Consider the following 13608-nt stretch of genomic DNA (forward strand, 5'->3'; position numbering starts at 1 on the left):
GCGGGTCAAACACCGCACGGCCGCAGAAGTAGCGGTGCCATTCGCCCCGGCCGCAACGCATCGGGGTATGAAAGTCGTTGTGGCGCAATGGCAACCTGCGTGCGCAAGCTACCTGATTGCCGGCTAGCCGCCCTTGGTGATGGTGTTGCCCGAACCCAGGTTGTCGACCTTAGGCTCACCGTCTTTGTAGGTGATGGTGTTGTTCAACCCGACCACGCTGATCCGGGTGTCCACCTTGTCCAGCGTGATCTTGTTGTCCGTGCCGCCAACGGTCACCGTCGCGCAGCTGCCGGTGACCGTCAGGGTGTTGTTGGAACCGCCCACGTTCAGCGACTTGCCGCTGGCGCAGTCAAGCGTCGCGGTGGTGCCCATCGATCCGTAGTTGAGCGTGTTGCCGATCTCGACCGACGCGGTGGTGCTCGCCCCGCTCGACCCCGTGGTGGGGGTCGCCCCGGCGCTCGTCGTCGTCGTGCTGCTCTTCGTTGTGGTCGTGGAACCGGCGGGCGGGTTGGCCGTCGAACTGCAACCGGCGATCAACACGGCCGCGACGGCCGGCACCACGGTGAGCGCGGTCAGCCCCGAGGGGCGGGCAAAGATGTGGGCGGACATTGTCTCTCGATTCCCCTCGATTTGGATGGCCTCAGGTTTGGATGGCGATGTGGTGTCGGGCTCAGCCGGGCACCTGCTGGAGCCGGTTGGTCATGCCCAGCTCGCGGCCGCGGTCCCAGAGGAACGGCGCGCCGTTGTGGTAGAACACCGTCTGGTCGTAGCCGTAGACGGTGATGTCGTGTGAGACGGAGTCGGCGACGACGGTGTTCGACGAGCCCATCACCGTCACCGCGTAACAGTTGCCGAGCGCGGTGACGTTGTTGAAGGAGCCGTTGACCAGCAGCGTGGCGTCGTTGCAGTCCAGCGTTTGCTGGATGCCCTGTCCGATGACATGGGTGTCGCCGTTCTTCGCGTGGGCCGCGGGAGCGGGGATTGCGGCGACGGTGATGACACAGGTTGCCAGCGACCCGGCGACGGTTGTCCAGTTCACTGCGGGCCCCCTCTTTGACGGGTGGATCTGCTCGATGAGATTACGTCCATCCGGTCGTGGCTGAAACGGTTTCGCGGTCGGCGTCAACTAGAGTCATTAGTTAAGCACCACGATCATCCCAAGCGAAGGGCCCCGCCATGGCAGCTCAGCCGGAAACGCCGTCGGCGGCCGGGCGCCCGCGCGCGGGACGAACCGGCTCGCGCCCGGCAAAGCTGAGCCGCGAAGGCATCATCGACGGCGCGCTCACCTTCCTGGACCGGGAGGGCTGGGACGCCCTCACCATCAACGCGCTGGCGATGCAGCTGGGCACGAAGGGGCCGTCGCTGTACAACCACGTGGACAGCCTGGAGGACCTGCGCCGCGCGGTGCGGATTCGCGTCATCGACGACATCATCACGATGCTGAACAGGGTCGGCGAGGGCCGCGCCCGCGACGACGCGGTGCTGGTCATGGCGGGCGCCTACCGCAGCTACGCCCATCACCACCCCGGCCGGTACTCGGCGTTCACCCGGATGCCACTGGGTGGAGACGACCCCGAGTACACGGCGGCGACCCGAGGCGCCGCCGCGCCGGTGATCTCGGTGCTGTCCTCCTACGGTCTCGACGGCGAAGAGGCGTTCCACGCGGCCCTGGAGTTCTGGTCCGCGCTGCACGGCTTCGTGCTGCTGGAAATGACCGGTGTCATGGACGACATCGACACCGACGCGCTGTTCTCGGACATGGTGCTGCGGCTGGCGGCAGGTCTGGAACGGCGCGTCGCGCACGGTTAACCGCCGCTTTGACCTGCAAGACCGGCGGCGGGTATTGTGGAGGCTCGTGCCTGGCGGCTTACGGCGCCTAACCGTAAGGAAGTGGATGCCGGGCAAATTCGCATGTCCACGATGCATCGGATCTTCTCCGGTGCGCAGCGCGTGCGACACACCCGGCCGCGGGGTAATGCGGCCGGACATAACTGCAGTACGAAGACTTGAGAACAGCCGACAGACGCACAACACGAACACAGAAAGCCGGTAGATGCCAACGATTCAGCAGCTGGTCCGCAAGGGTCGCCGCGACAAGATCGCCAAGGTCAAGACCGCGGCCCTGAAGGGCAGCCCGCAGCGCCGTGGCGTATGCACTCGCGTGTACACCACCACCCCGAAGAAGCCGAACTCGGCGCTTCGGAAGGTCGCGCGCGTGAAGCTGACGAGCCAGGTCGAGGTCACCGCCTACATCCCCGGCGAGGGCCACAACCTCCAGGAGCACTCGATGGTGCTGGTGCGTGGTGGCCGAGTCAAGGACCTGCCCGGTGTGCGGTACAAGATCATCCGCGGCTCGCTCGACACCCAGGGGGTCAAGAACCGCAAGCAGGCCCGCAGCCGTTACGGCGCGAAGAAGGAGAAGAGCTGATGCCGCGCAAGGGGCCCGCGCCGAAGCGTCCGTTGGTCAACGACCCCGTCTACGGGTCGCAACTGGTCACCCAGCTGGTGAACAAAGTTCTCCTGCAGGGGAAGAAATCGCTGGCCGAGCGCATTGTTTATGGTGCGCTCGAAAACGCCCGGGACAAGACGGGCACCGATCCCGTGATCACGCTCAAGCGCGCTCTCGACAACGTCAAGCCCGCGCTGGAGGTGCGCAGCCGCCGCGTCGGCGGTGCGACCTACCAGGTGCCGGTCGAGGTCCGTCCGGACCGGTCCACCACGCTCGCGCTGCGCTGGCTTGTCAGCTTCTCGCGGCAACGCCGGGAGAAGACGATGGTCGAGCGGCTGGCGAACGAGATCCTGGACGCCAGCAACGGCCTGGGGGCCTCCGTCAAGCGGCGTGAGGACACCCACAAGATGGCCGAGGCCAACCGCGCGTTTGCGCATTATCGCTGGTGACAGCTTCCGGCGATGATGCCGGCGGCTAAATAGACAGCAACCAAGCAATCGAAAGAGTGGGAAGACTTCTGTGGCACAGAAGGACGTGCTGACCGACCTCACCAAGGTCCGCAACATCGGCATCATGGCGCACATCGACGCCGGCAAGACGACGACGACGGAGCGCATCCTCTACTACACCGGTATCAGCTACAAGATCGGTGAGGTCCACGATGGCGCCGCCACCATGGACTGGATGGAGCAGGAGCAGGAGCGGGGAATCACCATCACCTCCGCGGCCACCACCTGCTTCTGGAACGACAACCAGATCAACATCATCGACACCCCCGGGCACGTCGACTTCACCGTCGAGGTGGAGCGCAGCCTGCGCGTGCTCGACGGTGCCGTCGCCGTCTTCGACGGCAAGGAGGGCGTCGAGCCGCAGTCCGAGCAGGTGTGGCGCCAGGCCGACAAGTACGACGTGCCGCGGATCTGCTTCGTCAACAAGATGGACAAGATCGGCGCCGACTTCTACTTCTCGGTGCGCACGATGGAAGAGCGCTTGGGCGCCAACGTCATCCCGATCCAGCTGCCCGTCGGCTCGGAAGGTGACTTCGAGGGCGTCGTCGACCTGGTCGAGATGAAGGCCAAGGTGTGGAGCGCCGAGGCCAAGCTCGGCGAGAAGTACGACGTCGTCGACATCCCGGCCGACCTGCAGGAGAAGGCCGACGAGTACCGCACCAAGCTGCTCGAGGCCGTCGCGGAAACCGATGAGGCGCTGCTGGAGAAGTACGTCGGTGGCGAAGCGCTCACCGTCGACGAGATCAAGGGTGCGCTGCGCAAGCTCACCATCAACTCCGAGGCCTACCTCGTGCTGTGCGGCAGCGCGTTCAAGAACAAGGGCGTGCAGCCCATGCTGGACGCGGTCATCGACTACCTGCCTTCGCCGCTGGACGTGCCGCCTGCCGTCGGGCACGCGCCGGGCAAGGAGGACGTTGAGATCACGCGGAAGCCGTCGACCGACGAGCCGTTCTCCGCGCTGGCGTTCAAGGTCGCGACGCACCCGTTCTTCGGCAAGCTGACCTACGTCCGGGTGTACTCGGGCAAGGTCGACTCCGGCAGCCAGGTCATCAACGCCACCAAGGGCAAGAAGGAGCGGCTGGGCAAGCTGTTCCAGATGCACTCCAACAAGGAGAACCCGGTGGAGACCGCCTCGGCGGGGCACATCTACGCGGTGATCGGCCTGAAGGACACCACCACCGGTGACACCCTGAGCGACCCGAACGACCAGATCGTGCTGGAGTCGATGACCTTCCCCGACCCGGTCATCGAGGTGGCCATCGAGCCGAAGACCAAGAGCGACCAGGAGAAGCTGAGCCTGTCGATCCAGAAGCTCGCCGAGGAGGACCCGACCTTCAAGGTCCACCAGGACTCGGAGACCGGTCAGACCGTGATCGGTGGCATGGGCGAGTTGCACCTGGACATCCTGGTCGACCGCATGCGCCGCGAGTTCAAGGTCGAGGCCAACGTCGGCAAGCCGCAGGTCGCCTACAAGGAGACCATCAAGCGGGCCGTGGACAAGGTCGAGTTCACCCACAAGAAGCAGACCGGCGGTTCCGGCCAGTTCGCGAAGGTGCTGATCAGCCTCGAGCCGTTCCACGGCGAGGATGGCGCCACCTACGAGTTCGAGAACAAGGTCACAGGTGGCCGCATCCCGCGTGAGTACATCCCTTCGGTGGACGCCGGTGCGCAGGACGCCATGCAGTACGGCGTGCTGGCCGGCTACCCGCTGGTGAACTTGAAGGTCACCCTGCTCGACGGCGCCTTCCACGAGGTGGACTCGTCGGAGATGGCGTTCAAGATCGCCGGTTCCCAGGTGCTGAAGAAGGCTGCGCAGCAAGCCCAGCCGGTGATCCTGGAACCGATCATGGCCGTCGAGGTCACCACGCCCGAGGACTACATGGGCGACGTGATCGGCGACTTGAACTCCCGCCGTGGCCAGATCCAGGCCATGGAGGAGCGGAGCGGTGCACGCGTCGTCAAGGCGCACGTGCCGCTGTCGGAGATGTTCGGCTACGTCGGCGACCTGAGGTCCAAGACCCAAGGCCGGGCGAACTACTCCATGGTGTTCGACTCGTACGCCGAAGTGCCGGCGAACGTGTCGAAGGAGATCATCGCGAAGGCGACGGGTCAGTAAATATCGCCTCGGAGTAATCTTGCCGGGTCATTGCAAAGCCTTGGGCGCGGCACAACTGAAAACACCAACACTGCTTTAACGAGCACCAACAGTCCAGGAGGACAACGAAGTGGCGAAGGCGAAGTTCGAGCGGACGAAGCCGCACGTCAACATTGGGACCATCGGTCACGTTGACCACGGCAAGACGACGCTGACCGCGGCTATCACCAAGGTTCTGCACGACAAGTACCCGGACCTGAACGAGTCCCGCGCGTTCGACCAGATCGACAACGCTCCCGAGGAGCGTCAGCGCGGTATCACGATCAACATCTCCCACGTGGAGTACCAGACCGACAAGCGGCACTATGCCCACGTCGACGCCCCGGGTCACGCCGACTACATCAAGAACATGATCACCGGTGCGGCCCAGATGGACGGTGCGATCCTGGTGGTTGCCGCCACCGACGGCCCGATGCCGCAGACCCGCGAGCACGTGCTGCTCGCGCGTCAGGTCGGGGTGCCCTACATCCTGGTCGCGCTGAACAAGGCCGACATGGTCGACGACGAGGAGCTGCTCGAGCTCGTCGAGCTGGAGGTCCGCGAGCTGCTGGCCGCCCAGGAGTTCGACGAGGAGGCCCCGGTGATCCGGGTCTCGGCGCTCAAGGCGCTCGAGGGCGACGAGAAGTGGGTCAAGTCGGTCGAGGAGCTGATGGAGGCCGTCGACGAGTCGATCCCGGACCCGGTCCGCGAGACCGACAAGCCGTTCCTGATGCCCGTCGAGGACGTCTTCACCATCACCGGTCGTGGCACCGTGGTCACCGGTCGTGTCGAGCGCGGTGTGGTCAACGTGAACGAGGAAGTCGAGATCGTCGGCATCAAGCCGACCAGCACCAAGACCACCGTCACCGGTGTGGAGATGTTCCGCAAGCTGCTCGACCAGGGTCAGGCCGGCGACAACGTCGGGCTGCTGCTGCGTGGTATCAAGCGCGAGGACGTCGAGCGCGGTCAGGTCGTCGTGAAGCCCGGCACCACCACGCCGCACACCGAGTTCGAGGGCAGCGTCTACATCCTGTCCAAGGACGAGGGCGGCCGGCACACGCCGTTCTTCAACAACTACCGTCCGCAGTTCTACTTCCGCACCACCGACGTGACCGGTGTGGTGACGCTGCCGGAGGGCACCGAAATGGTGATGCCCGGTGACAACACCAACATCTCGGTGAAGCTGATCCAGCCCGTCGCCATGGACGACGGTCTGCGGTTCGCGATCCGCGAGGGTGGCCGCACCGTCGGCGCCGGCCGGGTCGTCAAGATCATCAAGTAGGTCCAGTTCGCCGTAGAGCCCGGATCGCCGATTTCGGCGGTCCGGGCTTTACGCGTTTTCCGGGCCGGATGTTGACGATTCCGCTACGATTCCGGGACAAGGGAGTCGGGGGAAGATGGCCGGGAGGTTCGGATGTCCTTCGTATTCGCGACGCCCGAGTACGTCGCCGCCGCGGCGTCGGATTTAGCCAGGATCGGCTGGACGATCACGTCGGCGAACTCGATGGCGCTGGGGCCGACGTCGAGCGTGCTTGCCCCGGGTGCCGACGAGGTGTCGACCGGTATCGCGACGCTGTTCGACGCGCATTCTCAGGTCTACCAGGCGCTCAGCGCTCAGGCCGCCGTGTTTCACAACCAGTTCGTGCAGCTGATGAACGGCGGCGCGGCGCAGTATCTCGCCACCGAGGCCGCCAACACCACGCCCCTGCAGTCCGCGGCGGCCCCCGCGTCGATGGCGGCGCAGCTGCCTGCGGTGACGGCCGCGGGCGGTTCGGCGCCGGGTGTGCCGGCGGGACCCCTGATGTCGGCGGTCGGGCCGGCCTCGGCGATCGCCGGTGCGCAGGCACCGGCCAGCCCGACGGTGGCCGCGGCCACCACGGGGCCGGCCGTGGTGGCCCCGGCCACCACATCGGCGACGCCGGTGCGGATGGTGACCCCCGCCTATACCCCGGCCACCACGCAGCCCGCGGCGCCGGCCCCGGCGCCGGTCAATCCGCTCGCGTCGACGCCGGCGCAGGTGGAGACACCGCAGGCCGCCGCGGCCCCGGCGATGCCGGTATCGACCGGCACGCCGGTCAAGATGGTGTCGGCCCATTCGCCCGCCGCGCCGACGTCGGCGGAGTCTTCTGCGCGCCCCGCGCCCGCACTGATACCCAAGGTGGACTGACGCCGGGCCGGTTTGCGTTTATGGCGCGCGCGGTGACATCGCGACAGCTAACCTGACACGAAAATCCCAGCAAGGGTAAGGAGACGCTCGTGTTGGCGCGCTATCTGAAGGCACAGTTGGTGGTTTTGCTGTGCGGCGGCCTGGTCGGGCCGATTTTCCTGATCGTCTACTTCACCCTCGGCCTGGGCAGCCTGCTGCAGTGGATGTTCTACGTCGGCCTGCTCATCACGGTGGCCGACGTGCTCATCGCGCTCGCGCTGGCCAACTACGGCGCGAAGTCCTCGGCCAAGACGGCGGAGCTCGAACAGAACGGGGTGCTGGCGCTCGCCCAAATCACCGGCGTCACCGAGACGGGGACGTGGATCAACAACCAGCAGGTGGTGAAGGTGAACCTGCACATCTCCGGGCCGGGTTTTCTGCCGTTCGACAGCGAAGACCGGGTGATCGCGAGCGTGACCCGGCTCGGCAACCTGAGCGCCCGCAAGGTGGTGGTGCTGGTCAACCCCACCACCAACGAGTACCGAATCGACTGGGAGCGAAGCGCGTTGGTCAACGGTCTGGTGCCGGCGCAGTTCACCGTGGCCGAGGACAACAGGACCTACGACCTGAGCGGGCAGGCCGGCCCGTTGATGGAGATCCTGCAGATTCTCAAGGCCAACAACGTTCCGCTCAACCGGATGGTGGACATCCGGTCGAACCCGGGGCTGCGCCAGCAGGTCCAGGCGGTGGTGCGCCGCGCGGCCGAACAACAGGCGCCGGCCCCGCAGGCCGCCCAGCCAGCCGCTGCCGCGGGCCCGGCACCGGTGGTGACGCCCCCGCAGCCGTCGATCGCTCAGCGGCTTCAGGAGCTCGAGACGTTGCGCGCCAGTGGCGCGCTGACCGACCAGGAGTACAACAGCCGGCGGGCCCAGATCATCTCCGAAATCTGATCGGCGGGCGAGTTAGAACAGGTTTCAGTTTCGCTGCTAGCCTGGCTGCGTGGCGGGACAAACTGGATCACTGCAGGGGCGGGTGGCTTTCATTACCGGCGCCGCCCGCGCCCAGGGCCGTTCGCACGCGGTGCGGCTGGCCCGCGAGGGCGCCGACATCATCGCGCTCGACATCTGCGCCCCGGCGTCAAAGAGCCTGACCTACACGCCGGCCACGCCGGAGGACCTCATCGAGACCGTCCGCCTGGTGGAAGCCGAGGGCCGCAAGGTGCTGGCCCGTGAAGCGGACATCCGGGACGACGCCGCGCTGCGCCAACTGGTGGCCGACGGCGTCGAACAATTCGGACGGCTCGACATCGTGGTGGCCAACGCGGGAGTCCTGAGCTGGGGCCGGCTTTGGGAGCTGACCGATGAGCAGTGGGACACGGTGATCGGGGTCAACCTGACCGGCACCTGGCGCACACTGCGCGCCACCGTGCCCGCCATGATCGAAGCCGGCAACGGGGGCTCGATCGTGGTGGTCAGCTCGTCGGCGGGGCTGAAAGCCACTCCGGGCAACGGGCATTACTCGGCCAGCAAGCACGGACTCACCGCGCTGACGAACACCCTCGCCATCGAGCTCGGCGAATACAACATCCGGGTCAACTCCATCCACCCCTACTCGGTCGACACCCCGATGATCGAGCCGGAGGCGATGATGGAGATATTTGCCCGCCATCCCAGCTTCGTGCACAGCTTCCCCCCGATGCCCTTGCAGCCCAACGGCTTCATGACGCCAGACGAAGTGGCCGATGTCGTGGCGTGGCTAGCTGGCGACGGCTCTGGCACGGTGACCGGCACGCAGATCCCCGTGGACAAGGGCGCCTTGAAGTATTGACCGGCGATCGTGGTATGAACTCCACGTGACCGCTAGCAAAGGAATTGTGATCGTCGGTGGTGGTCTGGCCGCTGCCCGGACCGCCGAGCAGCTGCGCCGATCCGAGTACGCCGGCCGCGTCACGATCATCAGCGATGAGGTGCACGTGCCCTACGATCGCCCGCCGCTGTCAAAAGAGGTGCTGCGCAAAGAGGTCGACGACGTGGCCCTCAAACCGCGCGAGTGGTACGACGAGAACGACATCACCCTGCGGCTGGGTGCGGCGGCCACCAGCCTGGACACCGCGGCCCAGACGGTGACGCTGGCCGACGGGTCCGTGATCGGATACGACGAACTCGTCATCGCGACCGGCTTGGTGCCGCGACGCATCCCGACGCTGCCCGATCTGGCGGGCATCCGGGTGCTGCGCACGTTCGACGAGAGCATGGCGTTGCGCGAGCACGCCTCCGCGTGCCAGCGTGCCGTCGTCGTCGGCGCCGGCTTCATCGGCTGTGAGGTGGCGGCGAGCCTACGCAGCCTCGGGGTGGACGTCGTGTTGGTTGAGCCGCAGCCGACGCCCCTGGCGTCGGTGCTCGGCGAGCGGATCGGCGAGCTGGTCGCGCGCCTGCACCGCGCGGAGGGGGTCGACGTGCGCCTCGGTGTCGGGGTGGCCGAAGTGCGCGGCGACGAGCGGGTGGACACCGTAATGCTGACCGACGGCACCGAGCTCGCCGCGGACCTGGTGGTCGTCGGCATCGGATCCCACCCCGCCACGGGCTGGCTCGAGGGCAGCGGCATCGAGGTCGACAACGGCGTGCTCTGCGACGAGGCCGGACGGACCAGCGCGCCGAACGTGTGGGCGCTCGGTGACGTCGCCTCCTGGCGCGACGCGACGGGACATCAAGCGCGCGTGGAACATTGGAGCAACGTCGCCGACCAGACCCGCGTGGTGGTGCCCGCGATGCTGGGGCAGGAAGTCTCGTCGTCCGTGGTCGTTCCGTACTTCTGGAGCGACCAGTACGACGTCAAGATCCAGTGCCTCGGCGAGCCCGAAGCCACTGACACCGTCCACCTCGTCGAAGACGACGGCCGCAAGTTCCTGGCCTATTACGAGCGCGACGGGGTGCTGGTCGGGGTGGTGGGTGGCGGGATGCCCGGCAAGGTCATGAAGGTGCGCGCCAAGATCGCAGCCGGCGCGCCCATCGCGGATTTGCTGGGCTGACTCTGGCGGAAGCAGCTGCGCCCCAGCAGTTTTCGTGTCCAGGGCTCACAGCCAGCGCACCGGCGGGCCATGCGGATGGCATTCGCCGAGTATCTCGAGGTCGCCGCCCGGCCAGCGGCGCGCCCGCACCAAGAACCGGATGGGTGAGTCGGGCCGGTCGCGCGCCGGCTCCAGGGTGAGGTGGACGAACGGCGATCGCTCATCCGCCTGCTCGCCCAGCGCCTGTACGCGCGCGCGGACGGTGTCCCGCTCCTCGCCGGACAGGTATTGCCAGGTGATGGAATGCCACAGCACGGTAAGCGCGCCCGCGGCCAGCGTCAGGCCGGCGACCGCGTCGGCCGCCGTCTGGCGCTCCAGCCCGGCCGGCATCCGCCGGGCGACCTCGATGGCGCCGCGCAACCGCTCTAGTCGGGCGCTCTGGTCGGGCCACACGTAGCTCAACACGGTGAGCTCCCCGTCGGCCCCGGTGACGTCGATGGGTGCGATGTCATAGCCGTGCCGCTCGACGATCCGTACCCGGCCGTGCGGCAGCGCGCCGCGCCACGCGTCCTCGATGGTCACCGGCGAATCGCCCGGCCCCCACTGGCCGCCGGCGAATCGATAACCGTAATGGTCTCCGCGCAGGTTCAGCCCCGCGCTCGATCCGACCTCGAAAAGCCTTATCGGCAGGTCGAATTCACAATTGACGTGCAACAGGCCGCCGATGAGCGCGGCGGACCGCCCGACCTCGTTGGTCTGGGGCGGTTGCCGCAACGCCGCGCGCAGGGCCTCGGAGTGGCCGGCCGCGACGTCCTTGATCTCCGGCCACGCCGACTCGGCGTCCCAGCTGCCCCCGGTGCTGGGATACCACCGGCGCAATTGCGCTGCCCGGCCGTCGAGCACCAATCGGTGCAGCCCGCCGAGCAGCCGCAGGGGCACCGCAAGGCGCGACGGGTCGTCCTCGTGCCCGGACAAGATGGCGGCGAAGACGCCGCCGGCGACGACGTCGATGGCCACCAGCTCGAAAAGCTCCCCGTACATCGGTGAGCCCGAGCCTGCGCAGAACCGCCCCTGCGCGCGCAGGGTGTGCAGCAGGTGGTCACCGGTCACCGATCCAGCCTGTCCAGTCCGGCGCCGACAACGTCAAACGCGTTGCCCAGGGCGGTCGGCAGCGGGACGGACTCGTCACCCAGCCAGTGCTCGTAGGCCGACAGCGCCACCGCGAGCATGGTCCAGGCGGCCGTCTGGGGCAGCAGGTCGGTCGTCTTGCGGTCCGACCGGCGGGCCACGAACCCGGCGATCACTTCGCGCCAGCCCGCGTACATCGTCATCGAATAGGCCTGCAGTTCGGCCGTCTGCAGGATCACCCGCATGCGCTCGCGGTGCCGCGCGGTCTCGGACTCGTCAAAGGTGTTGAAAGCCAACAGCGCATCGCGCAGTGCCTGGCCCAGCGGCACCCGCGGATCGACGTTGTCGAGCAAGTCGCGCAGGTGCGCGAGGTGGGTGTCGAAGTCGCCCCAGGGGATGGCGTTCTTGGACGCGTAGTAGCGAAACAGCGTCCGCCGCGAGATGCCGGCGGCCCGCGCGACGTCGTCGACGCTGACATCGGCGAAACCGCGGGCGCTGAACAGTTCGATGGCGACGTCGGTGATGTGGTGCGGAGTTGTCGAGCGGCGACGGCCCACCCGTGGCTGCGGCACCATGCGACCCCGCCCTTCCGTTTCGGCACTCGATGCCATATTCTGACGAAGCTTGTGACTCGATCCCCATCGTTGTCAAGAACCGACGAAAGGCAATGACCCGTGGACCACGAAACCGAGACCGAGACCCAGCTCGTCGCCGAGACCCTGGTCGAAGAGGTGTCCATCGACGGCATGTGCGGGGTCTACTGACCCGCGTGTTCGACCCCGACCACGGCTGGCGGTTGCACCCACAGGTGGCGGTTCGACCCGAACCGTTCGGGGCGCTGCTCTATCACTTCGGCACCCGCAAGCTGTCCTTTCTCAAGAACCGCACCATTCTGACGGTGGTGCGGTCGCTGGCCGACCATCCCGATGTGCATTCCGCCTGCCGCGCGGCGGGTGTGGACGACTCGGGGGAGGCGCCGTACTTACACGCGCTAGGCGTGTTGGCCGATTCGAAGATGTTGGTACCTCAGGAGGTTCCATGACCGCCGGACTGGCCAGAGTGCCGCGGCTCATCGAGCAGTTCGAGAGCGGGCTGGATGCGCCAATCTGCCTGACGTGGGAGCTGACGTACGCCTGCAACCTGGCGTGCGTGCACTGCCTGTCGTCCTCGGGTAAACGGGATCCGCGGGAGCTGTCCACCCGGCAGTGCATGGACATCATCGACGAGCTCGAACGCATGCAGGTGTTCTACGTCAACATCGGCGGCGGGGAGCCCACCGTGCGCCCGGACTTCTGGGAGCTGGTCGATTACGCCACCGCGCACCACGTCGGGGTGAAGTTCTCCACCAACGGGGTCCGCATCACCGAAGAGGTCGCCGCCCGGTTGGCCGCCAGCGACTACGTCGATGTCCAGATCTCGCTGGACGGGGCCACCGCGGAGGTCAACGACGCGGTCCGGGGCCCGGGATCCTTCGCCATGGCCGTGCGCGCGCTCGAAAACCTGGCCAACGCGGGCTTTGCCGACGCGAAGATCTCCGTCGTGGTCACCCGGCACAACGTCGACCAGCTCGACGAATTCGCCGCGCTGGCAAGCCGTTACGGCGCCACCTTGCGGATCACGCGGCTGCGTCCCTCGGGCCGGGGTGCGGACGTCTGGGAGGACCTGCACCCCACAGCCGAGCAGCAGGTGCAGCTCTACGACTGGCTGGTGGCCAAGGGGGAGCGGGTTCTCACCGGCGACTCCTTCTTCCATCTGTCGCCGTTGGGGTCCTCCGGCGCGCTGGCCGGGCTGAACATGTGCGGTGCCGGCCGGGTGGTGTGCCTGATCGACCCGGTGGGCGACGTGTATGCCTGCCCGTTCGCCATCCACGACCGTTTCCTGGCCGGAAATGTTCTGTCGGACGGTGGGTTCGACCAGGTCTGGAAGAACGCACCGCTGTTCCGTGAGCTCCGCGAACCGCAGTCCGCGGGCGCGTGCGGCAGCTGCGGCCACTACGACGCCTGCCGGGGCGGCTGCATGGCGGCCAAGTTCTTCACCGGCCTGCCGATGGACGGGCCGGATCCCGAATGCGTCCAGGGGCACAGCGCGTCGGCGCTGGCCCGCCGGCGCGAGACGCCGCGCCCTCGGGCCGACCATTCCCACGGGCGGCGGGTTCGCCAGCCGGTGCCCTTGACGCTGTCGGTGCGGCCGCCGGACGTGCCACCAGCACGGCTGTGCAACGAAAGCCCAGTGTGA

Annotated in this window: 16 protein-coding genes; 12 read left to right on the forward strand and 4 right to left on the reverse strand. The window is 67.2% G+C overall.

From position 1 onward, the window contains the following. Nucleotides 1-123 precede the first annotated feature (123 nt). On the reverse strand, nucleotides 124-609 hold the full coding sequence (locus A5781_RS21945; RefSeq protein WP_067211794.1) for a DUF3060 domain-containing protein: 486 nt from the start codon (nucleotides 607-609) through the stop codon (nucleotides 124-126). 61 nt (nucleotides 610-670) lie between these two features. Then, nucleotides 671-1039: a DUF3060 domain-containing protein gene (locus tag A5781_RS21950; RefSeq protein WP_067211797.1), complete on the reverse strand. Its 369-nt coding sequence runs from the start codon at nucleotides 1037-1039 to the stop codon at nucleotides 671-673. Between the two features lie 137 nt (nucleotides 1040-1176). Here A5781_RS21950 and A5781_RS21955 point away from each other — a divergent pair, with 137 nt between their 5' ends. The 9 genes from A5781_RS21955 to A5781_RS21995 all read left to right on the forward strand — a co-directional run bounded on the left by A5781_RS21955 (nucleotide 1177) and on the right by A5781_RS21995 (nucleotide 10266). Then, nucleotides 1177-1809 (forward strand): TetR/AcrR family transcriptional regulator, encoded by a 633-nt coding sequence (locus A5781_RS21955; RefSeq protein ID WP_067211800.1) that lies wholly within the window; start codon nucleotides 1177-1179, stop codon nucleotides 1807-1809. Nucleotides 1810-2053: 244 nt separating this feature from the next. Further along, nucleotides 2054-2428 carry a 30S ribosomal protein S12 gene (gene rpsL, locus A5781_RS21960; RefSeq protein ID WP_007167812.1) on the forward strand — a complete coding sequence of 125 codons (375 nt, stop codon included), beginning with the start codon at nucleotides 2054-2056 and terminating at the stop codon, nucleotides 2426-2428. Continuing rightward, entirely contained in the window at nucleotides 2428-2898 is a 471-nt protein-coding gene (gene rpsG / locus A5781_RS21965) for a 30S ribosomal protein S7 (RefSeq protein WP_007167813.1), read from the forward strand. Before rpsL ends, rpsG begins: the two co-directional genes overlap by 1 nt. Nucleotides 2899-2968: 70 nt before the next feature. Then, on the forward strand, nucleotides 2969-5074 hold the full coding sequence (gene fusA / locus A5781_RS21970; RefSeq protein WP_082939470.1) for an elongation factor G: 2106 nt from the start codon (nucleotides 2969-2971) through the stop codon (nucleotides 5072-5074). A 109-nt stretch (nucleotides 5075-5183) separates the two neighbouring features. Further along, nucleotides 5184-6374, forward strand: coding sequence for an elongation factor Tu (gene tuf, locus A5781_RS21975; RefSeq protein ID WP_067211802.1), 1191 nt, complete (start codon nucleotides 5184-5186; stop codon nucleotides 6372-6374). Between the two features lie 132 nt (nucleotides 6375-6506). Continuing rightward, complete coding sequence (locus tag A5781_RS25290; protein WP_082939471.1) at nucleotides 6507-7259, forward strand: PE family protein; 753 nt, start codon at nucleotides 6507-6509, stop codon at nucleotides 7257-7259. Nucleotides 7260-7348: 89 nt separating this feature from the next. Further along, nucleotides 7349-8188, forward strand: coding sequence for an SHOCT domain-containing protein (locus A5781_RS21985; protein WP_067211805.1), 840 nt, complete (start codon nucleotides 7349-7351; stop codon nucleotides 8186-8188). A 49-nt stretch (nucleotides 8189-8237) separates the two neighbouring features. Further along, nucleotides 8238-9065, forward strand: a complete 828-nt coding sequence (locus A5781_RS21990) for a mycofactocin-coupled SDR family oxidoreductase (protein WP_067211808.1) — start codon at nucleotides 8238-8240, stop codon at nucleotides 9063-9065. Next, the gene (locus A5781_RS21995) at nucleotides 9061-10266 is read left to right on the forward strand and encodes an NAD(P)/FAD-dependent oxidoreductase (RefSeq protein ID WP_156624937.1); all 1206 of its coding nucleotides are present in this window, start codon (nucleotides 9061-9063) and stop codon (nucleotides 10264-10266) included. Before A5781_RS21990 ends, A5781_RS21995 begins: the two co-directional genes overlap by 5 nt. A gap of 45 nt (nucleotides 10267-10311) precedes the next feature. Here A5781_RS21995 and A5781_RS22000 read toward each other — a convergent pair whose 3' ends face one another. Further along, entirely contained in the window at nucleotides 10312-11355 is a 1044-nt protein-coding gene (locus tag A5781_RS22000; protein WP_067211815.1) for a DUF2332 domain-containing protein, read from the reverse strand. Beyond that, entirely contained in the window at nucleotides 11352-11948 is a 597-nt protein-coding gene (gene mftR, locus A5781_RS22005) for a mycofactocin system transcriptional regulator (protein ID WP_197503869.1), read from the reverse strand. Before mftR ends, A5781_RS22000 begins: the two co-directional genes overlap by 4 nt. A 99-nt stretch (nucleotides 11949-12047) precedes the next feature. On the opposite strand from mftR, the gene mftA reads away from it, so the two are divergent. From mftA to mftC, 3 genes are read left to right on the forward strand one after another with little or no spacing between them, the layout of a single operon-like run. Then, entirely contained in the window at nucleotides 12048-12137 is a 90-nt protein-coding gene (mftA, locus tag A5781_RS22010; RefSeq protein ID WP_040621348.1) for a mycofactocin precursor MftA, read from the forward strand. Next, entirely contained in the window at nucleotides 12122-12415 is a 294-nt protein-coding gene (gene mftB / locus A5781_RS22015) for a mycofactocin biosynthesis chaperone MftB (protein ID WP_067211819.1), read from the forward strand. Before mftA ends, mftB begins: the two co-directional genes overlap by 16 nt. Further along, nucleotides 12412-13608 (forward strand): mycofactocin radical SAM maturase, encoded by a 1197-nt coding sequence (gene mftC, locus A5781_RS22020; RefSeq protein ID WP_067211826.1) that lies wholly within the window; start codon nucleotides 12412-12414, stop codon nucleotides 13606-13608. Before mftB ends, mftC begins: the two co-directional genes overlap by 4 nt.

It is taken from the genome of Mycobacterium sp. 852002-30065_SCH5024008 (assembly GCF_001665645.1).
Lineage (GTDB): Bacteria > Actinomycetota > Actinomycetes > Mycobacteriales > Mycobacteriaceae > Mycobacterium > Mycobacterium paraffinicum.